The organism is Nitrospina sp. 32_T5 (genome assembly GCF_052156635.1).
In the GTDB taxonomy this organism is placed as follows: Bacteria; Nitrospinota; Nitrospinia; order Nitrospinales; family Nitrospinaceae; genus Nitrospina.
The window spans coordinates 48,288-71,174 of sequence record NZ_JBQKUO010000005.1; the positions used below are offsets into that span (position 1 = coordinate 48,288).

The following is a 22,887-nucleotide window of genomic DNA, read 5'->3' on the forward strand; positions in this document are numbered from 1 at the left end:
GAATCGCAATCCGGTCAAAGCCGGCCGGGCTGGAATGGTGAGGAATGCGGATTCCGCCGCCTCATCGAAAATTCAGGCGGTACCCATGGAAAGAAACATGGCGACAAGACCCAGAGAAAGGCAGATCAGATTATTCAGCTTTTTTTCATCTCCTTCGTGAACGGTAGGAAGCAGGTCGCCGATGCTGATATACAAAAATGTGCCCGCGGAGACACCCAGGGCAAACCCAATGGGATAGGGATTGAATTCCTCCAGCACAAACGTGGACAGGATGGCGGCCGCCGGAGTGATCAAAGCAAAGACCACCATGTAGGCCAGAACTTTACGGCTGGAAAATTCGCCACCCTTCATCAAAATACTGCTCAAGGCCAGTGCAGCCGGGAATTTATGAATCGTTACCGCAAGCAGGATGACCACGCTCATGTTCAGCATGCTGGCCGCGCCGATGGCCACCCCGTCAAGAATGCTGTGGAAACCGATTCCCACATATGCCGCGAGCCCGATTTTATGGTAGTCGCAGTGACCTTCCTCACACGGGTGCACCATGATGAACTTTTCCATCACGTAGATGGCAAGAAATCCGAGAATCACCGGAAACCCGATCTGGCGTCCCAGAACTTCCGTGATTTCCGGAATCATATGGAAGAAGACCGCGCCCAGCAGGATTCCCGCGCAAAAACTGATCAGCATGCGGAAAGTCTTTTGCGACCATTCCTTGATGGTGGGAATCCAGCCGCCGATCATGGTTACAGCGAAGATGAACAGCAGAAACAAATACAGGCCCGAATTGTCCATATTTTAGCTCATGGTCCGGCATGCCGGAATTTCAAGAGGGTTTCAAAGGTATACAGTCTTGGATGTCAAAAACGGCGGCACGATCCGGATTATTTCCATATTATCCGTGTTTTTCTCCTATAACGCGGATCAGGTTACCGGCGGCGTAGGCGCGGATCACCGCCTGCGGATCGTTGAGCATGGGCAGGAGCAATTGGAACGCCTCCGCCCCACCCATCATGCCGGTGGCACGGACGGCGGCGGTTCGCACGCGGACGACGGGATCATTCAAAACCTGCTTCAATAACCGGACGCGTTCGGGGAGAGCGGTCTTTCCCAGGACCCGCGCGGTCATGCTGCGCATGCCGAAATCGGGGCTGGACAAAAGGTCCGAAAATACCCGACGGCAGTCCTTGCTGTCCAGGCGGAACAGGGACAATGCGGCGGACAACCGCACCACCGGGTCGGCATCATTGCAGAACGGTTTCAATTCCTTCAACACCGCCACGGGAGGCAGATACCCCATGGCCAGCAACGCCCGGCTCCGCACCGACGCGTGCGGGCTGAGACTGAGGCGAATGAGCGGACGCAGCAGGACAATGTCCGCCTTGTCCCCGATCGCTTTAAGCGCGTTGACCACGACGTCCGGTTCCTCCGAATCCAGGAGCGCCGCGAGATGTTGCAGGGATTTTTCATCGCCGATCTGGCCCAGGTAGCTGATGGCCTGGTAACGCTGAACCGCGTCACCCGCACCAAGTGCATCTACGAGATGTGCGTAGTATTCCGGTTCTCCCAGCCTGTACAACGCGTAGGCCGCAGCCAGGCGCACCATTCGATCGGGTGCGTTCAATTGTTTGCGGATAACGGGAAGCGATGCTTTGTCTCCCAGTTCTGCGACCATTTTAAGCGCCTCCGACCGAACCCATATGTTGGAATCCCCCAACAGTCGCCGGGCTGCAGGAAGAGCGGCTTCTGTCGACATCTTTTCCAGTGCCTGCAGGGCAAACTGCCGCGTGGTCGGGTAAAAGTCCCTGGTCCCTTCAACCACGAGGTCCGTCAGGTCTGCATCGAGCGATTCCCCCGCAGCACGGATGGTGCCACTGCGTACGAATGCCTCCTCGCTTTGATAGGTCATGCGGAGGATCTTGCGGCATTCTTCGCGCAGTTTATCCACCAGCGCTTTTGGCGCGACATCTCCATCTCCCGCAGCGAAAGCCAACGGGAGGAAGGCCATGCCAATGAGCAGGGGCAACATCGCAAAAATATTAATTCGATTCCACATTCAGTAAAAATTCCGGGTCAAAGAACGGTTGCGCGGCATTGCCTTCCTCACCCAGCCAGGCGACATAGTGCTGCTTCGCCGCCAGAAAGGTTTCGGCCTCATCCGGCTTTTCACGGTTCCGGTACCCCGCCTCCAGGATGCCGCATTTTTCGATCAGCATTTCCAGCACGCCGCGGCGGGTTTCCCCCTGCGGTTTCTGCCGGACCAGCAGTTTTTCCAGCGCGTACACGCGAAACCGGTCCATGCCCCAGTGACGCGCCGAAAGCTGGTCCTCATGGCCGCCGAATTTCACAATGAGAGCTTCCTCAAGAAACTGCACCGGGTACAGATACGTGAGCCGAAGCCACAGATCATAATCCTCGCAGGCCGGCATGGCCTCGTCGAAACCGCCAATACGGCTCAACACCTCCCGTTTCAGCATGATCGATGAGGGGCTGATAATACATAATGGCAGGCAGTGTTGGAAGATATACCCGGAATATTTACGGTGTTTTTTAGCCGGGTTCACCCGCACGCCTTTGCGGATCCAGATTTCATCGGTATAGCATGCCGGGCAGCCGGGATGGGTCTGCATCCATTCCCACTGCCGCTCCAGCTTGGTTTCCACCCAGTGGTCGTCCGAATCCAGAAAGCAGATGTATTGCCCCTTTGCCCGGCGAAGCCCCGCATTGCGGGCGACGGACACCCCCCGGTTTCTCTCCAGTCGAATGTATTGGGCACCTTCGAACATTTTAACCAGCTGTTCCGTGCCGTCGGTGGAAGCATCGTCCACAACAATCAGTTCGTAGCTTGAAAATTTCTGCCGACGCACCGAAGCCAGGGTTTCTTCCAGACACCAGGCGCGATTGAAGGTGGGAACGATGACGGAAATCTGCGGGTCTCTTTCATTCATGAAAACCTAAACAAAACTTTTTCGTTAACCTGTTGCTTAAAAAAGCATTCTCCAAATTTTGAGATGCCTGTGCAAATAATGGAATTTTACGGGATTGCGGATACCCATAAAAACCTTGACAAATCAGGGATTTTCCCATATTACTACGGGCTTTGCGAACCATTTTTCGAAATGTTTTTGCGGCCATTATTTGGTGGTGCCGCTGCAGCGGTTCACAGTACAATCGGTTTAATATTACAAATCATCTGAGTTGATCCAGCGCCATGGGCTTTCGCGAAGTTACGGAATTTTTCAGAGAAGACCTGTTGAAAGTCGAGCAATGTTTGCGGGACAATTTTGAGTCTTCGCTTCCGATTGTGACCGATATCGGCGACTACATCATGAACGCGGGGGGCAAGCGCATCCGCCCCTTGCTGTTGCTGTTGAGTTCGCGCCTGTGTGGCATGCCCTCCAATGAACGGGTGATCAAACACTGCTGCGTGATCGAATACATTCACGCCGCCACCCTGCTCCATGACGACGTGGTGGACGAAACCACCGTGCGGCGCGGCAACGAAACGGTCAATTCCAAGTGGGGCAGCGACGCAAGCATCCTGGTGGGAGACTACATGATCGCCCGGGCTCTGGTTCTGCTTTCCGACGACATTCAGGCCGACATCTTCCGGGCATTCGGCCAGGGTTCGAAACTTCTGGTTGAGGGTGGGCTGCTCGAATACTCCAATGCCCGCGACATTCTGGTCACCGAAGAACACATTCTGGAAGTGGCGCACAAAAAAACCGCATCGATCATGTCACTCAGCTGCCAGATCGGGGCGCTTCTGGCCGAGGCAGGCAAATCCAACGAAGAAGCCATGGTGGATTTCGGCAACCATTTCGGCATCGCTTTCCAATTGATGGACGATGCCATGGATTATGACGCACCGCCGGAGGTGCTGGGCAAACCGCAGGGAACGGATTTCAAGGAAGGGCATGTCACCCTGCCCCTCCTGCACCTGTACCAGCATTCCGATAAAAGCCTCAAGCGCGAGATCGAGGATTTCATTCAAAACGAAAGCCTTACGCACAAGGAGCTGGATTACGTCCTGGAACGAATGCGCGAGACAAAATCCCTCGAATACACTATGGACAAGGCGCATTCCCACATGGCCGAAGCCAAAAAAATCCTCTTCTCCCTCAAGTTTCCCTGTCCCGAATACCTGGAACTGATGGTCGCGATTGCCGACCACATCATTGACCGTTACACTCCCTCCAATCCGTCACTCACGCCGATTTCCTGACAGGGGCCAACGTCCCGGTTGCGTAATCGAGAGGCCGTCCCTACATTGATGTTATAACTGTTTCCTTTCCTGAGGTTCCCTATGGAAACCATGAAGCGGGGGCTCCCTTATCTTGCGCGTAAAGCCGTGTCTCACTACCTGCGTCATCAGGAACCTCTTCCTTGCCCCAACTCCTTACCGGATTCCCTGACCCGGCGAGCCGGCGCTTTTGTATCCATAAAGAAAAACGGAACCCTGCGGGGTTGCATCGGCACCCTGGAACCCCAACAAGGCACCCTGGCGGCGGAAATTATTGAAAACGCCGTAAAAGCGGCCACCAAGGACCCAAGGTTCGATCCCGTCACCCAGGAAGAAATGGACCACCTCACGTTTTCCATCGACGTGCTGTCGCCGCTCGAGCGGGTGACCGACTTTTCCATGCTGGACCCGAAACAGTACGGCCTCGTGATCCGTAACGATAAAAAACAGGGGGTGCTGTTACCCGACCTGGATGGCGTTCCGACGGTGGCAGAGCAGGTCCGCCTTTGCCGAATAAAAGGCGGCTTCACCGATGAGGATGATCAGGAATGCTTCCGGTTCCGCGTTCAGCGGTTCCGCTGAATCCGTTTACCAAAAAAACAGGGCAGCCCGGAAATCCGGACTGCCCTGAATTGTTGTAGCTGGTAGAAACGCCGTCAGCCGACGTATGCGACCTGACTGGCCGGGGTACGGGTATCCATGTTGCGTCCCCGGTTGGTGTGGTCGTCCACTTCGGCGGCACAGCCGATCATGCGGCCGAACAGGAAGGCCGCGAAACTGGCGGTCTCGATGTCCGACTCCTTGATCGTGCCTTTCTGGTAATCCGCCCAGACCATCTTGAGCAGGATCACCGCGATCACCGCGTCGATGTTCACGCAGTAGACGTTGTTCGTGACCTTGGCCTTGAACAGCCCTTCCACCAGGTGATGGTAGAAGTCGAGGAACACGTTGTTCAGGCCCTTGTCCTTGAACAGCTTCTGCACGTATTCCTCACGCGGGTCCACGTTCACGTCCTTGCCCTTGAACACCGGGTGATTGACGCACGGGATCTTGGCGTACTCGAGATTGCCCAGTTCCTTCTGTTCCTTTTTGTACTTGCCGTACCCCGCAGCATAGTCCGTCGCCAGCTTGGCGAGGTCGATGCCGTGGTTGGCGTCGGCCGGGTCCTTGAGGCCGGAGCCCTTGAACTGCTCGATCAGGAACGCCGCCGCTTCGTACCCGTTGCCGCCGTGGGCGAACCCGGTGTGCGTCAGGAAACCGACCATGCTCTTGTTGACCTGCACCCGGTCCGGCTGTTCCGGCCCGTCCGCGCTCACCGCCCCCTTCGATCCCTGGGCGGAGATGGTGCCCGGGCCGTTGGTGATGATGAGGCCCAGCAGAACCTGGAACTCGAACAGCTCGCCGTCCGCCGGCTCCCGGCCCATGAGCGCCAGGAACGCGGTTTTGGTGAAGCTGGTCTTGGTGACGATGTCGTCCAGCTTGACGCCGCAGAAGCTGTCCGCCGTGTGCTTGTCGGTACCGGCGGTGCAGCCGACCATGGTGCTGAAGATGCGGTTGTACCACGGAAGCGTCTGCAGGGTGTGGCGCGTCAGCTTTTTCGACCGCAGACTGCGCCACGCGAGAGTGGCCCAGATGCCTGCGACGATGGCATCGACGCTGACCTTGCCATTTTCCTGTTTGGCGAAATCCTGCAGGAAGTTCAGGAACACGGACTGGCCCTGAAGCTTGGCCACCGCATCCATGATCTTGTCGGAACAATCATCTCCGGTGCCCAGGAACGCATCCTTGAACTTGCCCGCTTCTTTCAACTGCGCGCTGTAGTCGAAGGACTGTTCCGGATCGTTCATATCAGTCAGCTTGAACAACTCCAGCAGGCCGGAAGCCGCGTCCAGCGATTTCTGCACGGTCTTCCTGCCGATGATCGACACCGCCGCCGACAACACCGTGTTGGGGGAGTTGCCCGCGTCACGAGACGCCTGCGCCGCCGCCAGCGCCGGATGGTTGTGATGCCCGACGTGGGCATTGAGCGCCAGGTTGGCGAGCGCGCGACCGTACTCGGACGGGTAGTTCTTGGTCAACGCAAACGCAAGGTTCTCTTCCAGGGACTTCGTGGATGCATCCAGGATGGACACCCCGTGAATCTGCGAGACCTGCGTTTTCGGATCCATGCGCGACGCGCCGCTGGCGTCTTTCAACGTCTCGCGGCGGATCATCGCACCGACCTGCACGCGAAGCGCCTCGATCTGTTTGTTGTACGGATCGATCGCCTCGACCACCGGCACGTCCAGCTCTTTCGGCAGTTTGGCGCTGTTGTTGTTGCCGAACCAGCACTTGAGGGAGAGACTGCCCTTCGGCTCGAAATCCGGCTTTTCGCCGCGCAGTTCCATGACCTTGGTCAAGGCTTCCGGAATGTGGGCGATGTTGGTCACCAGCGCGCCTTTTTTGGAGAACTTCGGGTTTTCCGGCGTGTAGATGCCGTCCACTCCGAAGTAGTCCATGAACCAATTCTCCTTGGCCACGGCATCGTCGCCCGAACCGGCCAGCGAACCCGCATGGCCGCAGGACTTGGTGAGTTTCGCTTTCCAGCGACCCACCACGCAGGCGATGATCGGCTTGTCGGATTCCACGCCCTTCTCATAATACCCGCCCGGCTCGCAGTAGATGATGGCCGCCTTGGAACGATCGTCGTTGTTGAAGCCGTGAATGAACTCATGCGGGCCGAAATGGATGTACACGTCCTTGCCGCTGGACACCGACGTCGTCGTGCCCCAGCCCGCAGTGGACAGGTAAACGGCGATGGTGGTGGTGAAGTTGCCGGAGTTGGAAAAAATCGCCACCGATCCCTTGATGAGCGATTCCTCCGGATGACTGCCGCCCAGCGCGCCGCCGATGCGCACATGGTTCCAGGAATCGGCCAGACCCAGGCAGTTGGCGCCGAACAGGTCCACGCCGTTGGCCTGGCAGATGGCGCGCATGATGCGCGAGTCTTTTACCGACACCTTCTCGGTGAGGACGATGACTTTTTTGAGGTCCGGGTTCTGGCGCACCGCTTCGGCCACGCCGTCTTTCACACCGGACGGAGGCAGGTACACGACCGCGGTGTTGAACTTGTGGCCCGCCGCCATGCCTTCCTTGATGGAGTTGTAAACGGGAATGTTCCCTTCCTTCGTGGGCAGGGCCTTGCCGGACTTGCCCGGACCGGTGCCGAACACCACGTTGCCTCCGGAGTACACGTGGCTGATGGGGGTGACCCCGGTGCTTTCCTTACCCAATATATTCAAAACAACGACCCGGTCATCCTTGGTCGCCAAATCCGCCAGAGAATTGATCCCGACGTAATAGGGAAAATCGCCTATTCCTTGCTTATGCATGAGTCTTAAACCTCCCGGTTGGATAACTCGTTTACTTGATATTCAGAGCTTTTTTGATTTCTTCCTTGCCACCGTTCTTCATCCAGTCGTTGACGGCTCTGGCATAATTGATGACCTCGGACATGGCGCTGTCGTGACCGAAGAAACGGTACGGCAGGCCCAGCGAATCCAGCGTGTCCCGCAGGTAGCCCATTCCCTTGATGAGGTTGGGACCGCCCCGGCCCACCACGACGAACAGGGGCTTGGGACCGTAGTTCTGGAAATACCACTTGATGCCGTCGGCCATCGCCCGGAACGTTTCGTAAATGTCCGTGTTGTTGGCTTTGCCGCCGATGATGAAGAGCACGTTCGACTGATCCATCCAGTATTTGAACGTGATCCGGGAAATGTCGTGCATCTTCTCGTAAGGCGGGTTGCCGCCGAAGTCGGAAGAAATCGTCGCGTCTTCGCCCAGCAGTTCGGTGACCATCGCATTGGCGCCGCCGCCGAAGGTGGGCGCGGTGATGGACCCTTTGTCATTGATAACGTAAACATCGCTCTGCCCCTGGTAGGTGCGGAGCTGGTTGATCTCCTGCTCGAAATCCGAGTCGTCCGAGGCGAACAGGTCGGTCGGCAGATGCAGGCGCTTCCACGCAGGATCGTCCTGATCGAACGCGCATTTGAAGTCGCACGCCACCGGGGTGAGGCGTCCACCCGCGGTGCTCATGCGGATCGGGTTCAGTTCCAGCATCAGCATGCCGTAGTTGTTGTACAGATCCCACAACTTAGGCAGGTGCTGAACCAGGGGGCTGATGATCTGCGGCGGAGCGCCGAGACTCATCAGGGCATTCGATACGTGAAAGGCTTTCAACCCGGTAAGCGGATCGAACGGCACCACTGCGATCTTGTCCTCGGGCAACTCTTCGATGTCCACACCACCGTGATGAGTGATGGTCATCGTCGGCGCGCGGTAGATGGTGTTGTCGGAGATGGAAAAGTAAACCTCGATGTCCGCCGGAACGCCGCCTTCGAAGGTGACGCCGTTGGCTTTCGTCACGGCATTGCCATCCTGGTGCGTCGCGAAGTAGAGACGTTCTTTTTCTTTCAACGCGTCGTGAATGTTGTTGACGCGGCCGAGGAGGCCGGATTTCCCTTTTTTGCCGACACCACCTTTGAACACGGGCTTGATGAACACCTGCCCGTGCTTGCTGATCATTTCCTTGATTTCATCAACGCTGATTTCAGGGCCCCGCACATCGGACCGGGGGAATTCCACCAGGTCCAGCAACTTACGGCCCCAAAGCATTCCGGTGATTTGCATTTTTTATTTCTCCTGCGTCAGGATTACGGTTTGGTCGTATTCAAAAATTGACAAACTTATATTGGGTTCGTTTTCAAACACAGATTGGGTTTTTAAGGAACAATTTCAGGTAGTTCCGCTCGCTTTATCAACGATTTTGGAATAAGGAGTGGGAACTCAAAATTGGAGCATCATATTGTAAAAAAATTAATCATTTTGTCAATCCCTCGAAGCTCCTTTAACCCTTTATTTTTTCAAAACTTCGGGTTCCCTCCCCGGCGGGACGACGGGGGCCTCGGCCCACCTTCCCCACCGGCCTTCCCACCCCTTCTAGAATTGCTTGAAATATTTATGTTTTGCGAGAAACCGGGGCCCACAGGGCCTGCCGGCAGGGGGTTTTATCCCGTGGGGCGTCCGGAATCCACCATTACGGCTGCCGGGAGGCGAGGTGACACCAGGCGGGCGACGGCGAGCACATACCAGACGGTGGTGCCGATGCCCAACACTCCCAGCCTCCCCGTCACCGGAAGCAGGGCATAATGCAGGAGCGACAGTGCTACGGGAATCACCGCCATCCGCTTCGCCCATTGGATTTCACCCCGCTGGTACAGCCATAACGGAACGAAGACCAACGCCGGCAGTTGCAGCATGTAATAGTGCCCGCGGGCGACGGGGGAGACGATCAAGGCCGCCACGCAGGCGAGCCCGAACAGCAGCGAACGATTCAGAACGCTGTCGGATTCTGTCAGCCGAATTGCCAATGGAAACAGGGCCAGAACCAGCCCCACTCTTACGATCAACACCGTCGTTTGAACCCAGCCGGCGTCCATCGGCATGGGACCGGATTTTTTCAGGTGCACGTTTTTATCCGGCGGCCCGCCGAAAAACACGTGCGCCGTCCAGTTGCCCAGTCGGTACACGGCGTTGCTGAAACTCTGGTTGCGCATGGTGTAGGGGTTGTCGAGGTTGTTGGCGGCGTCGAACTCCACCGACTGGTTGCCCACCTTCGAATACCATGTGTTCAGGTGTTTGAGATTGGCATTCCAGCCCACGAGGCCGGCAGGCAGGATCAGAAATAACAGCAGGAGCCCCGCCACGGTGCCCGCCATCACGCCGAAGAATCCCGGCCGGGCGGCGGTACGCGATTCCTTCCGCAACCACGCCACTCCCGCCTGAAAGGCGACAAAACTCACCGGCACGATGGGGGTGATCTTCAGCACCACCGCCACCGTCATCGCCACGCCGCCCAAAAACGGACGCACCCAGCCGCGGTTTTCCATCACCAGCCGGAATCCGAGAAGAAGAAAGTACGTTTTGGCGATTCCGATCTGCCCCCTCTGCATGCAATTCAGCATGGGGAACAACACCGCCACCGACGCGCAACCGCCGACCAGCAGTAAATACGGTTTCAGTTTTTCAAGATGCAGACTGCGGTCCTGGAAGGCCAGTCCCAAAAGGCGCACGGATTCCTTATAACAGCCCCACAGCATAGCGACGCTCAGGGCGAACCAGATCAATCCCTGCCAGTGCGTCGGCAATCCATGCACAGGCGCCACCACAAGCGCGAGCATGGGCGGATACAGGTATTTCCAACCGCGCGGGTTGGTCACTTCGTACGGGTCGCGCCCGTCGAAGAACGCCGCACCCGCTTCACTGTAAACGGTGAAGTCGGTGCGGTGCTTGTGCGGCTGGTCGGGGTGCAGGCTGGCGCGGTAACGCACATCCGTCACGCCCCAGATGAGGAGCGCGAGGAAAACGAAAATCACAAAACGGCGGTGCAGGGAGGGTGGCCAGGTCGATTCCATTGGCGCATGGTACTAGAGTGGCGGGACCGATTCAATTGCGCGCTGGGAGCTCATCCCGTTCCGGCGGACAAAAAAACGGCCCGGCCATGAAAGCCGGACCGCTTTTTTATGCCTCCACCAGGTCCAACCTCAGGCGGAATCCTCTTCCTCAACCTGTGCGGAAGTCCTTCCACCTTCGGCCTGCCTCTTTTCCAGGTCGTTCCCGGATTTCGAGGCACCCTGCTTGACCAGGGTCTCGGCATAATCATCCTTGTCGATCACGTCCCGGTCCCCACGGAACCACTTCATCCACACCGCATGGCGATTGATGACGTTTTCAGGGTCGACCGTTTCGGGCTCGGTCTGCTTGACCGCCCCGGCGGGCGCGGCCATGGCGACACTCAAAATCAGGGCTATGATCCAGGTAATGATGGTTTTCATGATACGCCTCCTTGGCAGTTCAAAAATTCAGGAACGCATATCGCAAAATCCAGGATCAGGAAACGGCCCGGAAAATTCCGGGCCGCCGTTCCTTATAAATGCAAGCGCTGTCGGTTACGAGCGCTGGTTGTCAAACTTCAACCCGCTTTTCTGGTAGCGGGGATGCAGGTCCTTGACCTGGATGTCGAAATCCTCCGCGCTTTCCCCGCGGGCGCGCCTGTCTTCCTCAATGTCTCCCGGACCCCTTACGATGCCCTTGCGGTCATCCAGCACATTCTGCCACGTGGAATGGCGGTCCAGGATGTCTCTGCTGATCGGCACGGGTTTCATTAATTCATCACCCTTCATCTTCGTGGCGGCTTCATTCGAAACATGGTTATCCGCCAGCCCGATGGACGCGCCCATCGTGAGGGTCAATAGAATTGCAGAAGTCGTGGCAACGATCTTACGCATGAATAGCCTCCTGAGTGTATTCAAAATGATGCCGGCAATCTTTCATGAACTCAGACCGACAGGCCGGCTTGATGCTGTCAGCCCGGGAAGCCCAACCAATCCGGCGACTGTGAAAGCAGGCTCTGCCTGTCCCCTGCTCACCGGGTTGGGCCTCATTCCCTTCTCACTTTCAACATAAAACCCGGTTTTCCTCGCCCGCAACCCCCTGCACAAAATTGAAGCACTGAAATTGAAAATCAATTTTTCGAGTTTACGCCCCAAAGTTTCCTATAAAAAAACGGCTCCCGGTGATGGGAGCCGTTTTCGTATTTTGAAAATGCTTGCCGTGAAAACAAAAGATCAACCGACACGCGCCCAGGGGCGGTCCTCCAGGCGGACGTTCATGACGGGAGCGTCATTTTCATCCTTTGCCTCGGCACGGATTTCGCCGGCATCTTCAGCGGAAGCGGATTGAGACCCCTGGTCCTTTTCTTCAAACTTCTTGGTCCATACCGCGTTGCGGTCCAGAACGTCCAGGTCGATCGGCTCATTCGCAATTGCGACGCCGGACCAGGCGGCCAGCAGCAAAGTCATACTCAGGACAGCGATCGTCTTCTTCATGAGAATCCTCCTTTCAAAAATTCAAATGCATGCCGTCGGCGGTCCCACTACGGACAGCCACACAAAAACAATCAAAAGAAAGAAACACACAAAGTGTTGGGAAGTCCGGGCCCACGCAGGGGGGACAGGATGTTCTCCGGCGAAGACTCCGGATTCTGTATTTTATTAAAACGGGAATTTTGCGGAGGCAAGCTCACGCGCGATTTTTTTTGGGAAAGGGAAAAGAAGAGAGTTACGCACCTACCCGCAAAAAAGAAAACGGCCCCCGGATTGGGAGCCGTTTTCAATTATGAGTATCGAGGGCCAGAGGCATCATCGAACTCATGCTAATGGTCAGTCAATCTCGGACACGGCGCGTACGTTCCTGGAACTGTCGTACATCTTGGTGTCGATCGAATCCACCAACTTCACGTTGTCCGATTCTTTCTGGGTCGATTTTTGACTGTCCTGTTCGTTGGAACCTTCCGTCAAGAGCTGTTGCTCACCGCCCTCAAACTGGTACGACCACACAGAATGACGATCCAACGCATCGGTTTCAGCCGGTTCCTCTGCAAAGGCCATTCCCGACCCGGCAAGGGTCAAAAACATGATGCTCGCTGCAGTGATTAACCTTTTCATACCTCTTCCTTTTCCTTTCCAATTGTTTTCGCCGCCCGGGGCTCCCCGGGGGGAAACTGAAAATGTTGTTCTTTACGGTTCGCCCTAAGCTGGATACTAAAACGCCACCCAACCCCGACGGTACCGGGTCGAATGGCTGCTTTGCATCCACCGTCTGAAAGTAAAATGGGGCCTGGTTGGAAAAACACCATTAATTTTTTTTAATGGAGCGGCGGGCGGGAAAAGTGGAAAACCGGGGGAAAGCCACCGGTGGTTCAATCGATACCGATTTTCATTTGCGGAAATCGGGGAGGCGGGTGGAGGCGTCCTGGAATGCGCAGTCCACCTGCTCGGGTGTCAGGCCCAGCGCGCCGGTGAGGTCCGCGCCGTGCAGGTAGGCTCCCCCGAGGCGGACGTTTTCCAGATGCGCGCCGCGCAGGTCGGCCATCATGAGGTCGGCTTCCTCCAGGTTGGCGTCCTGCAGAAGCGCCTCCCTCAAATCCGCGTCCTGCAGGTTGGAGCCGCGCAGGTCCGCCTTGCGCAAATCCGCCTTAACGAGTTTCGCGCCCATGAGGTCGGCTTCGATCAGCTTCGCGCCGGACAACACGGCGTGGCTGAGATCGACCCCCTTCAGCACCGCGCGTTCGCCGGCACCGCCGCGGGTCTCGAACCAGAGCGCGTGGTCTTCCAGCATCTTCTCCAGCATCACGCCCCCCTGTCTTCATCGATGCGGCGGACCGAGTCGTGGCACTCGAATTCGGTTTCGGAGATCCATTTCACGCGGAGGTAGTGCGGCAGGTTCGTGGCTTTGTCGATTTTCGCCGACTGCACCTGCTGGCTGGTGAGGTTGATGATGTTCGTCATTTCGGCGCCGGACAGGTTGGCGCCGTCGAACTTCGCCTTGCTGACTGAGGCCCGGTCGAAGTTGACGCCGGTGAGGTCGGCCTGCGAAAAGTTGGTGCCGATGCATTCGGCTCGGGAGAGGTCGGCCCCCTTTAAATGCGCGCCGGTGAAATCGACGGTGCTCAAACTGGCGCGAACGAGTTTGGCGTTTTCCAGGTGCGCCTGCATGAGTTTGGCTTTGCGCAGGTTGGCTTCGGTGAAATCACCGTTTTTGAGGTCCGCCCCTTCCAGCTTCTGCCCGAACAGGTTCGCCTTCTGCAACGCCCCCTTCGACGCTTCAATCGTCTCCCGCGTCCACGCTTCCGTCATGCGTCACCCGGAGAACGAGGGTTTGGTCACCATCATGACCAGGATGGCTACGGCGGAGGAAAACCCCACCGCGCCCAGGCCCATCCACAGGCGGTGAAACAGGGTGTGGCGCGGCGGCAGCTCGATGCCGTCGGCGATCACCTTGCGCAGGTTGTTGCGCATGCGCCATTCCAGGAACACGGAGATCATCCAGCACAGCCCGACCAGCATGATGAGCGCCAGCGACGCAATCATCCACGGCTCGCGCACGGAATGCCCGCCGTTTCTAAGCATCCAGTGGCCGGAGCCGAACAGCACGAACAGCGCCGGGCCGATGAACACGATGTCGCCAATGAGAATGTTGTTGAGCGCGAACAGGAGCGTCTGCGTGTCCTTGCTCTGCTGGGCGCGGAACAGCATGAAGGCGAGGCCCAGCCCCGTCCCCAACAGCACCACCGCACTCATCACGTGCAGGAATTTGATAGTCGTGAAATCCATGTCGAAGCAATCCAGAAAGAGAAACGATGGCCAAGTTTAAATCAGGAAGGTACAAACCGCAATCCGAGGATTCCTACAGTGATGAGGCCAATGCAGAGGAGTCGCAACGCCGTTGCGGGTTCGCCAAACAGATAGATGCCCAGGATCGCCGTACCGAGCGTGCCGATGCCCGTCCACACCGCATACGCCGTGCCCACCGGCAGGTGCTTGAGGGCGAGGCCCAAGAGGCCCATGCTGATGACAATACTCGCCACCGTCCACACCGTCGGCCACAATTTCGTGAACCCTTCCGTGTACTTCAGGCCCACGGCCCAGCCCACCTCAAACAATCCCGCCACAAACAACACCACCCACGCCATGCCAAATCCTTTCTTTAAATGGAATGCTAAACCTAAACCGCCGTCTCCGTTTCCCGGCACGTTTTATCGAGGATGAAGTAGAGCGGGCAGAAACCGGTGAGCCCGCTTTGCAACAGCGTCACTCCCAGCACGCCCGGCACCAGAATCCACAACGGATCCACCCAGTACGCCAGCGCCGAGCCCGCCGTCAGCACCGCGCCGACGATCCCGTCATGCAGTTTGCGTTTTGTATTCATGGCAATGCCCTCCATAAATAAAATCATTCACACAAGTCTTCATCCCAGATGCGCGCCAGTTCGTCTGCTTTTTCTTTCGCGCGCGGAGGCATGGACTGCGGATGTTTGGCCTTCAACTCCGCCGAATCCTTTTCCTTACCCTGCCCCATTGCCTTCGTGGGATGCCCGGCACCTGTCTTTTTCTTTTTCGACTTCGCTTCTCCCCGCTTCGTCATGCGTTCCCCCGCGAACCAATGCTTTTTGCCTCGATCCCTGGCACATTTGCATTAAATTGACATGCGGATTATTCTACCATTTTAAACACGTGCGAGGGGCGCAGCGCGGGGCATTGATGGCTGCTTCGTTTGAAACGATTTCATTCATGTGAGGGGGACTTATTTTAATCAACCTTCTACGAGCGGAATCCTCATGAATCGACTGAAGCGCATCGCAATTCTTTCCATCTTTGCCCTGCTGGCCGGGTTCGTGCCGGCCGGTGGCATCGCGCAGGCGGAAACGGTTTCCATTACAGAGTGGGAAGTGCCCTGGGACGATTCCCGGCCGCGAGACCCTTTTGTCGATCCGAAAGGCCGTGTCTGGTTCTGCGGACAAAAAGGCGGTTACATCGCGTACCTGGAACCCGCTTCCGGAACATTCAAAAAGTTCGATTTAGGGCCTGGCGCAGGGCCACACAATCTGATTGTGGATGCGGCTGGATTCATCTGGTTTGCAGGAAACCGCAACGCTTACATTGGCAAGCTGGATCCGGATACCGGCGGCATCACCCGATTCGAAATGCCGCACAAGGAGGCCCGGGATCCACACACACTGGTATTTGATGGTGCAGGCGATATCTGGTTCACCGTCCAGAGAAGCAATTTCATCGGCAAGCTGTTCACCCAAACGGGTGAGGTCCGGCTTATAAAGGTTCCTACCCGCAATGCCCTCCCTTACGGGATCTGGATGGATTCCCACAACCGGCCCTGGGTTGCGCTGTTCGGGAGCAATAAAATCGCCAGCGTGAACCCGGAAACGATGGAACTGAAAGAATACGAACTGCCCCGCAAGGACGCCCGCCCGAGACGGCTTGCAATCACATCAAACGGGATGATCTGGTATGGGGATTACGCCCAGGGAAGGCTGGGACGATTTGATCCTCAAAACGGGGAATTCAGGGAATGGCCCCTGCCCGGTGGTGACGATTCCGGACCCTATGCCATGACCGTAGACCATGAAGACAGGGTATGGGTGGTCGAAACCGGCAACATGCCCAACCGGCTGGTGGGATTCGATACGTCCACAAAGAAATTTATCAACATCACGGAGATCCCGGAACGCGGGGGATCGGTGCGTCACATGGTGTTCGATGCCAGTGAAAAAACCATCTGGTTCGGAGAGGACACGAATTTCATAGGACGCGCCCGTATTGGAAAACAGGAATAAGGGAAACGCTCCAGAACCTCCCCCTCAATCCCCTCCCTGGTAAGGAGGGGAGGAAATTGGGAACTTCCCCAGCACCCGGTTGAAAACTCCCTAAGCAAACCATCCCGCGTTTCCACGGCAGGCCGCTTTTTGGTTCCATCGCGCGCGCTTTTGCATTAAATTGACATACCGATTATTTTCCAACTTCCTTCACGTGCGAGGGGCACAGCATGATCTCCCGGGTGCAGAGCGGCGCAGTGCTGGGCATCGATGGCTACGTCGTCGAAGTCGAGGTTCACCTGTCACCCGGACTGCCGGGGATGTCCATCGTCGGCCTGCCCGACGCGGCGGTGAAGGAAAGCTCGGATCGCGTCGCCGCCGCCATCCGCAACACGCGGCTGGAGTTTCCGGTCAGGCGCATCACCGTCAACCTCGCGCCCGCCGACATCAAAAAAGAAGGCTCCGCCTTCGACCTGCCCATCGCGCTGGGCATTCTCGCCGCCGACGGCATCGTCAAACCCGACCACCTGCACCGCTACCTGATCCTGGGAGAACTTTCGCTCGACGGACGGGTGAAACCGATCAAGGGCACGCTGTCGATCGCCGCACAGGCGAAGAAGGCGGGAGTCGAAGGCATCCTGCTCCCCAAAGCCAACGCCGCCGAAGCGGCGGTGGTGTCGGGTCTCAAAGTTTATCCGCTGGAAACGTTGCCGGAAGCGCTGGCGTTTTTGAACGGCGAGCTGGAACTGGAGCCGGTGACCAAGGACCCGGAAGGCGAGTACCGCGAGCATTCGGCGTACGACCTCGATTTCACCGACGTCAAGGGCCAGTACCACGTGAAGCGCGCGCTGGAGATCGCCGCCGCGGGCGGCCACAACATCATCCTCATCGGGCCACCGGGATCGGGCAAATCCATGCTGGCCAAGCGCCTGCCCACCATCCTGCCGCCGCTCACGCTGGACGAAGCCATCGAAACGACGAAAATCCACAGCGTGCTCGGCCTCATGAACAACGGTAAGGGGCTTCTCGCCACGCGGCCGTTTCGGTCGCCGCACCACACGATTTCGGATGCGGGACTGATCGGCGGTGGCAAGGTGCCGATGCCGGGTGAGGTCTCGCTGGCGCACAACGGCGTCTTGTTTCTCGACGAACTGCCGGAGTTCAAACGCAACGCGCTGGAGGTGTTGCGGCAACCAATGGAGGACCGGCAGGTGTGCATCTCGCGCGCGTCGGGGTCGCTGACCTTCCCCACCGGCTTCATGCTGGTGGCGGCGATGAATCCCTGCCCCTGCGGTTACCGCACCGATCCCAAACGCGAATGCCAGTGCACGCCGCCGCAGATCAAGAAATACGTGTCGCGCATTTCCGGGCCGATGATGGACCGCATCGACATCCACATCCAGGTGCCCGCCGTCGAGTACAAGGACCTCGCGTCGAACACGGTGGGCGAACCGTCGGCCATCCTGCGCGAGCGCGTGCAGCAGGCGCGTGCGCGGCAATTGCAACGGTTTTCCGGATCGAAGATTTTTTCCAACGCATCGATGAGTTCGAAACAGATCAAGACGCACTGCCCGCTGGACGCCGCATCGCAGAAGATCATGTCCACGGCCATCGACAAGATGGGCATGAGCGCCCGCGCTCACGACCGCATTTTAAAAGTCGCGCGGACGATTGCCGACCTGGCCGGCGACGACGCCGTCGCCGCCGAACACATCGCCGAAGCCATCCAGTACCGCACCCTCGACAAAGAAAACTGGCAGTAACGTAAACGCGCAATCAACGCCCCGCATACTCCTGCAAAAATTTCTTTTGGCAACTCGAATCGGTTTCGGTTTTTCGTCTGCACCACCACCAACAATCCAACACACTCACTTTCCCCGTCAAAATCCGGGCGCTGCGGCAATGGCTCTGATTTTCTGATTATTGGGCAGAAAATCATAACTCCTGTGACCATTTTTGTTACCGTTTTTGACGCTTTCCTCTCCCCGCCAGTTGATTCTTAAAATCAACATTCCCCTTGCACGGCGAAAACCAATCCCTTTCCAAAAGATTAGCGTTTCCCTCCTGTTTGGTACGCGAATTGCCACATTTAACAGGCATGAAACCGAATGGAAAGGGAATCCGTTTTCCATGGATTGGTTTTTCACAACCATGACCTGAGAGGAAATCATGAACCAGCCCGAAAACCAAAACACGTTATGGACCCTGCTGGCCAACCAGCCCGGATGGTCCGCGATGTTGATACTTGTGGCGATGATGGCCCTGTACATGGGACGCAAGCCCGTGCACGCCGGACTCCAGCGTATGGTGGCGACGGTGTACTCCGGCTTCCGCCTGGCGTCCCGCTCGCTGTTCAAAGCCGAGAAACGCCTGTGCGAACGCAACAAGGAAGTCCTGCTGGAGTTGGGGCAGGACCACATGGAACGCAAGATCGAACGCGAGTTCTTCCGCGTGAACGCAGTGGTCGAACGCGACCTCGCCCGCTACCCCGAACTGCAAAAGGTCATCGCCGACCAGATCACGCAGATCGAGGAGGACTACAAGCAGTGCGGGCAGGAAGTGCCGCCGACGCCGGAATGGATCGAGGCCGTCGAGGTGGTGGCGAAGCTGAAAGTCGACCACAAGAACAACCCGCTGACCGCCAACATTCTGAAGAGCATCCATGAAGCGTCGGAGAAACACCACCGCGAAGTGGTGCGCGAATACCGCGACAGTGTGGCCAAACGTCACGCCCTGTTGCAGACCCTGCGTCCGTACTGGAGAAAACTCGTCAACTCCGTGGACGAAGTCGGTAAAACCCTGCGCGGCCTGCTCGACCGCGCCCGCGACATTGACCAGCACATGGACCGCTACGTCGAGATCATCAACAAGACCGACAAGGCGGAACGGACTTTGCGCGCCTCGGCGGCGGTGCAGTTTGCTGTATCGTTGCTCGTCGTACTCATCGCCACCGGCGGCGCCATCATCAACTTCAACCTGATCGCTTTGCCCATGTCCGAGATGGTCGGCTCCACGGCGCAGATCGGCGGCATGAAGGTGTCGGACATCGCGGCGCTCGTCATCATCTTCGTCGAGATGTCGATGGGCCTGTTTTTAATGGAAGCCTTGCGCTTCACGCGCCTGTTCCCGGTGATTGGCACCATGGACGACCGCCTGCGCATCCGCATGATCTGGGTCACCTTCGGCATCCTTTTCACGCTGGCGTGTGTGGAAGCCGCGCTGGCGTTCATGCGCGACCAGATCGCCATGGACCTGAGCGCGCTCCGTCATTCGCTGACGGCCACCGGCGGTGAGCTGGAAGCGGTGCCGGTGAGCGGCGTCAATTCGTGGATTCCGATGCTCGGCCAGATGGTGATGGGCTTCATCCTGCCCTTCGCCCTGACCTTCGTCGCCATTCCGCTGGAGACGCTCATGCACTCCTGCCGCAGTGTGTTCGGCGACCTGCTGGCGTTGACCATCCGCAGTCTCGCGGTGCTGTTCCGCATTCTTGGGAGCGGCTTCAAAAACCTGGGTCTGTTGATGACCCATGTATACGACATCTTCATCTTCCTGCCTTTGTGGCTGGAGCAGATGTTGAAAACCCGTCAAAAATCCTCCGGCGAAGCGGGCAGTGGAACCCCGCCCACCGCGGAGATGCTGATGGATTCTAAAACCCGAATCGAACAGGTGGCAAAATGAAACGAATGATTTCAGTTCTGTTATGCATCCTGTTTTTCTACGGATGCGCCGAGCAGGCCTCAAACAGCCGGGGCGTGTACCTTCTGCTCGACACATCCGGTACCTACACGAAGGAGTTGAGGAAGGCCCAGCAGATCATCAACTACCTGCTGGGGACGCTCGGTCCCGGTGACACCATGGCCGTGGCGCGCATCGACAGCGCCAGCTTCAGCGAGAAGGACATCGTCGCCAAGGTGACGTTCGACTCGCGGCCGTCTGTGGCCAACGCGCAGAAACGCAAGTTCGCGGAGATCGTCAACGACTTCGTTGAGAAAGTGAAAGGCAGCCAGTACACCGACATCTCCGGCGGGTTGTTCCAGGCCATCGAGTACCTGAATGAAGTCGAGGCCTCGAACAAGCACATCCTCATCTACTCCGATCTCAAGGAGGAACTCCCGGAGGGTTACAACCGCAACCTCAAGTTCACCCTCGACGGATTCAAGGTGCGCGCGCTGAACGTGACCAAACTGCGCGCCGACAACGTGAATCCGGAAGAGTACGTGGACCGGTTGAAAATCTGGCAGCAGAAGGTGGAGACCGGAGGCGGTAATTGGGAAGTGGTCAACGACCTCGACCGCGAAGACGCCCTGATGCTGTAACCGGTTCACGAATGTTTCAACCAGGCGCCGCACTGGCATCCCCATCTCAGGCGCCCGCCACCCCCCACCGGTGGCGGGAGGGTGCCGGTGCGGCCCGCCTTGTTGAACTCCGGTCGGGTTTTCGCGCAGAAGGCAATTCTCTTTATGCCCCGGGTTTCAAAAATACTTTCAAAAATTCCGCAGATCGGTGACAATTCTTTTCGGACTTTCGGTACGAATTCATTCCGCTGAATTATGGAGAAACCCGCCATGTTTAAACGCCACGCCCTTCACGGCATCGCTTTTCTCGCAATCCTGTTTATGACTTCCGGCTGTTCCGTCATCATGGCTTTATCCGGCGACCCGGAACCCAACTTTGCCGTCATCCAACCCGGCGCCTCCCGGTCCATGGTGGAGAAGGAACTGGGAACCCCTTTTCACACGGACCAGCAAAGCGGCCAGCGCACGGACTGGTATCGTTACGAACTGGGCAACGCGCCGAATGGCGACCGCGCCCTGGCCAACTTCGCGCTCGACGTCTATTCCATTCTGCTGTGGGAAATCATCGCCACTCCGCGCGAACTCATGATGGGCGACGACCATGAAATGTCGGTGGTGTACGGGCCGGGGAACCGCGTCATTGCAGTCCATCGTGAAGATGAGGAAACGGTGCCCGAACCCATCCACCTGGGAAACACCCCGCTCCCCGGCAAGGAGGAATCGGCTGGCACACAATCCATCGAAACTCCAGGCAATCAACCCGTGCCCGGTGGCCGCCCGCCGTCAAGCCGATAAAACGACCGGGAAACCGGCCAGGGTTTCATTTCACAGCCGAAACGCAGAAGGAGGCCGGCACACAACCACGAGCCCTGCATATTGCATAAACCACCTAACCGTGGTAGGTTTTTGGCGTAACGGCAGAAGGCCTTTCAATGGATTTTCCAAATCATTTTGGTGGGTCTGGCCGGGGGCATTGATGCAAACCAGAGCCCCGTTCCATAGCTTTCACCTGGGGGGTTATCCGCCCAGTGATATTCATCTTTGTGGATTCAACTGACGAGGAGACAACGATGAGAATGAACCAGAAACTCTGGCTGTGGATGCTTGTAGCGGCTCTGGCGGTGGGGGTTCCCTCCGTGGCCTTTGCCGACCCGAAAGCGGAACCCGACCCCTGTGCCGCTGTCAATGATTTGGACGAAAAGAACCTCTGCCGGGCCTTTGAAATCGAGAAAAAGCTCACAGCGGAAGAAAAGGAAAACCGTTACCAGAATAAAAATCACAGTTCCTATTATTGTTCGCTCATCAGAAGCCGGGACAAGCAGGCTTATTGCTACGCCGTGGTGAACAAGGAACAAAGCCAGTGTGGCTTTATCGTGAATGCCGACCTGGAGAAACAGTGCAATTCCAAGTTTTGAAAAGTGTAGGAAATCGCCCTATTGCAGCGCTCCCGGCGGAAGGCCGGGGGCGCTTTTTTTATCCGCATCGGCCGGAAACCTCTTTTCAGACGATGGCACCCGTCCCACAATAATTGTTGAGTTTTCCGGAAATATTGCCGAAAATATAAGTAGAGGATTTAACCCCTTCCCGGGGAGGATTTGCGATGGAATCGCTGGACTATCATCAGATTCGGGATTACTGCCGAACCGCCGTGGACATGGCGGAAGAACTGGGCGCGTACGACGGGCTTTCTTTCCTCATCGGTGAAAAGTTTTATTCGCTGATACTGGCCCTCAAACAGGCGGAAGCGAAAGTCGAGTTTCTTTACAACGCCGGGGAAACCGGTGAGGACGAGGCAGTCGAATCACCCCTTTCCGGAAACACGGAAATCCATCAGGGATATCTGCTCGCCATCCAGAACAATTACCAGAAAGCTCTCGAAAAAATTGAGGATCTCAGCCATTTGCGCAACGACTTTGTTGAGGAAATCAAGGAAGCGTTTGAGCTGGATGACATCCGCGAATACCTGGAATCGTATCCACGGTTTGGTGGCAACGAATCCGAGCTCGGCATATCGCTGAAGGAAGACGATCAACCGATCGAATACAAGGACGTGATGTCGGAAATCGACGACATCTTTCTGGTTGAGGAAATCAAGAAGCTATTTTATTGAGGAGGAAAGCAAGGCTCCCTTGCACCGTT

At 57.1% G+C, this 22,887-nt stretch carries 26 protein-coding genes; 9 read left to right on the top strand and 17 right to left on the bottom strand.

Translation table 11 applies throughout. The features are described 5' to 3' along the window. Positions 1-72 precede the first annotated feature (72 nt). The 3 genes from ACTRW9_RS13240 to ACTRW9_RS13250 all read right to left on the bottom strand — a co-directional run bounded on the left by ACTRW9_RS13240 (position 73) and on the right by ACTRW9_RS13250 (position 2,948). Entirely contained in the window at positions 73-795 is a 723-nt protein-coding gene (locus tag ACTRW9_RS13240; protein ID WP_237100676.1) for a ZIP family metal transporter, read from the bottom strand. A 100-nt stretch (positions 796-895) separates the two neighbouring features. Beyond that, positions 896-2,056, bottom strand: coding sequence for a HEAT repeat domain-containing protein (locus ACTRW9_RS13245; RefSeq protein ID WP_442429708.1), 1,161 nt, complete (start codon positions 2,054-2,056; stop codon positions 896-898). After that, positions 2,040-2,948, bottom strand: coding sequence for a glycosyltransferase family 2 protein (locus ACTRW9_RS13250; protein WP_442429709.1), 909 nt, complete (start codon positions 2,946-2,948; stop codon positions 2,040-2,042). The genes ACTRW9_RS13245 and ACTRW9_RS13250 overlap by 17 nt, the downstream gene beginning before the upstream one ends. A gap of 263 nt (positions 2,949-3,211) precedes the next feature. Between ACTRW9_RS13250 and ACTRW9_RS13255 the strand changes: the two genes are divergently transcribed. Both ACTRW9_RS13255 and amrA read left to right on the top strand, forming a co-directional pair. Then, on the top strand, positions 3,212-4,225 hold the full coding sequence (locus ACTRW9_RS13255; protein ID WP_442429710.1) for a polyprenyl synthetase family protein: 1,014 nt from the start codon (positions 3,212-3,214) through the stop codon (positions 4,223-4,225). A gap of 81 nt (positions 4,226-4,306) precedes the next feature. Continuing rightward, entirely contained in the window at positions 4,307-4,825 is a 519-nt protein-coding gene (amrA, locus tag ACTRW9_RS13260; protein ID WP_442429711.1) for an AmmeMemoRadiSam system protein A, read from the top strand. A gap of 74 nt (positions 4,826-4,899) precedes the next feature. On the opposite strand, the gene ACTRW9_RS13265 is transcribed toward amrA, so the two are convergent. The 13 genes from ACTRW9_RS13265 to ACTRW9_RS13325 all read right to left on the bottom strand — a co-directional run bounded on the left by ACTRW9_RS13265 (position 4,900) and on the right by ACTRW9_RS13325 (position 15,267). Further along, positions 4,900-7,614, bottom strand: a complete 2,715-nt coding sequence (locus ACTRW9_RS13265; RefSeq protein ID WP_442429712.1) for a CoA-binding protein — start codon at positions 7,612-7,614, stop codon at positions 4,900-4,902. A gap of 31 nt (positions 7,615-7,645) precedes the next feature. Beyond that, entirely contained in the window at positions 7,646-8,914 is a 1,269-nt protein-coding gene (locus ACTRW9_RS13270; RefSeq protein WP_442429713.1) for an ATP citrate lyase citrate-binding domain-containing protein, read from the bottom strand. Positions 8,915-9,291: 377 nt separating this feature from the next. Beyond that, complete coding sequence (locus tag ACTRW9_RS13275; protein ID WP_442429714.1) at positions 9,292-10,698, bottom strand: glycosyltransferase family 87 protein; 1,407 nt, start codon at positions 10,696-10,698, stop codon at positions 9,292-9,294. A 129-nt stretch (positions 10,699-10,827) separates the two neighbouring features. Beyond that, positions 10,828-11,118, bottom strand: coding sequence for a hypothetical protein (locus ACTRW9_RS13280; protein ID WP_442429715.1), 291 nt, complete (start codon positions 11,116-11,118; stop codon positions 10,828-10,830). 114 nt (positions 11,119-11,232) lie between these two features. After that, positions 11,233-11,571: a hypothetical protein gene (locus tag ACTRW9_RS13285; RefSeq protein WP_442429716.1), complete on the bottom strand. Its 339-nt coding sequence runs from the start codon at positions 11,569-11,571 to the stop codon at positions 11,233-11,235. A gap of 339 nt (positions 11,572-11,910) precedes the next feature. Then, positions 11,911-12,171 carry a hypothetical protein gene (locus ACTRW9_RS13290; protein WP_442429717.1) on the bottom strand — a complete coding sequence of 87 codons (261 nt, stop codon included), beginning with the start codon at positions 12,169-12,171 and terminating at the stop codon, positions 11,911-11,913. Positions 12,172-12,504: 333 nt separating this feature from the next. Beyond that, a complete protein-coding gene (locus ACTRW9_RS13295) occupies positions 12,505-12,789 on the bottom strand; it encodes a hypothetical protein (RefSeq protein ID WP_442429718.1) in 285 nt (94 codons plus the stop codon). Positions 12,790-13,060: 271 nt separating this feature from the next. Beyond that, positions 13,061-13,474 (bottom strand): pentapeptide repeat-containing protein, encoded by a 414-nt coding sequence (locus tag ACTRW9_RS13300; protein ID WP_442429719.1) that lies wholly within the window; start codon positions 13,472-13,474, stop codon positions 13,061-13,063. Beyond that, entirely contained in the window at positions 13,474-13,980 is a 507-nt protein-coding gene (locus tag ACTRW9_RS13305; protein WP_442429720.1) for a pentapeptide repeat-containing protein, read from the bottom strand. Before ACTRW9_RS13305 ends, ACTRW9_RS13300 begins: the two co-directional genes overlap by 1 nt. A 3-nt stretch (positions 13,981-13,983) precedes the next feature. Continuing rightward, entirely contained in the window at positions 13,984-14,457 is a 474-nt protein-coding gene (locus tag ACTRW9_RS13310) for a DUF2269 family protein (RefSeq protein WP_442429721.1), read from the bottom strand. Positions 14,458-14,498: 41 nt separating this feature from the next. Next, entirely contained in the window at positions 14,499-14,816 is a 318-nt protein-coding gene (sugE, locus tag ACTRW9_RS13315) for a quaternary ammonium compound efflux SMR transporter SugE (protein WP_005009418.1), read from the bottom strand. A 32-nt stretch (positions 14,817-14,848) separates the two neighbouring features. Further along, the gene (locus tag ACTRW9_RS13320) at positions 14,849-15,052 is read right to left on the bottom strand and encodes a YgaP family membrane protein (RefSeq protein WP_442429722.1); all 204 of its coding nucleotides are present in this window, start codon (positions 15,050-15,052) and stop codon (positions 14,849-14,851) included. Positions 15,053-15,075: 23 nt separating this feature from the next. Then, positions 15,076-15,267, bottom strand: coding sequence for a hypothetical protein (locus ACTRW9_RS13325; RefSeq protein ID WP_442429723.1), 192 nt, complete (start codon positions 15,265-15,267; stop codon positions 15,076-15,078). A 193-nt stretch (positions 15,268-15,460) separates the two neighbouring features. Between ACTRW9_RS13325 and ACTRW9_RS13330 the strand changes: the two genes are divergently transcribed. After that, complete coding sequence (locus tag ACTRW9_RS13330; RefSeq protein WP_442429724.1) at positions 15,461-16,474, top strand: Vgb family protein; 1,014 nt, start codon at positions 15,461-15,463, stop codon at positions 16,472-16,474. 209 nt (positions 16,475-16,683) lie between these two features. Further along, complete coding sequence (locus ACTRW9_RS13335; protein ID WP_442429725.1) at positions 16,684-18,216, top strand: YifB family Mg chelatase-like AAA ATPase; 1,533 nt, start codon at positions 16,684-16,686, stop codon at positions 18,214-18,216. 117 nt (positions 18,217-18,333) lie between these two features. Here ACTRW9_RS13335 and ACTRW9_RS13340 read toward each other — a convergent pair whose 3' ends face one another. After that, positions 18,334-18,624 (bottom strand): hypothetical protein, encoded by a 291-nt coding sequence (locus tag ACTRW9_RS13340; RefSeq protein WP_442429726.1) that lies wholly within the window; start codon positions 18,622-18,624, stop codon positions 18,334-18,336. On the opposite strand from ACTRW9_RS13340, the gene ACTRW9_RS13345 reads away from it, so the two are divergent. The 5 genes from ACTRW9_RS13345 to ACTRW9_RS13365 all read left to right on the top strand — a co-directional run bounded on the left by ACTRW9_RS13345 (position 18,623) and on the right by ACTRW9_RS13365 (position 22,858). Next, the gene (locus tag ACTRW9_RS13345; protein ID WP_442427687.1) at positions 18,623-20,131 is read left to right on the top strand and encodes a hypothetical protein; all 1,509 of its coding nucleotides are present in this window, start codon (positions 18,623-18,625) and stop codon (positions 20,129-20,131) included. The two genes, ACTRW9_RS13340 and ACTRW9_RS13345, sit on opposite strands and share 2 nt — an antisense overlap. Next, complete coding sequence (locus tag ACTRW9_RS13350) at positions 20,128-20,769, top strand: VWA domain-containing protein (RefSeq protein WP_005009410.1); 642 nt, start codon at positions 20,128-20,130, stop codon at positions 20,767-20,769. Before ACTRW9_RS13345 ends, ACTRW9_RS13350 begins: the two co-directional genes overlap by 4 nt. Before the next feature lie 249 nt (positions 20,770-21,018). Then, a complete protein-coding gene (locus ACTRW9_RS13355; RefSeq protein WP_442429727.1) occupies positions 21,019-21,543 on the top strand; it encodes a hypothetical protein in 525 nt (174 codons plus the stop codon). Between the two features lie 281 nt (positions 21,544-21,824). After that, a complete protein-coding gene (locus ACTRW9_RS13360) occupies positions 21,825-22,163 on the top strand; it encodes a hypothetical protein (protein ID WP_442427685.1) in 339 nt (112 codons plus the stop codon). Positions 22,164-22,348: 185 nt separating this feature from the next. Next, complete coding sequence (locus ACTRW9_RS13365; RefSeq protein ID WP_442427684.1) at positions 22,349-22,858, top strand: hypothetical protein; 510 nt, start codon at positions 22,349-22,351, stop codon at positions 22,856-22,858. Positions 22,859-22,887 lie beyond the last annotated feature (29 nt).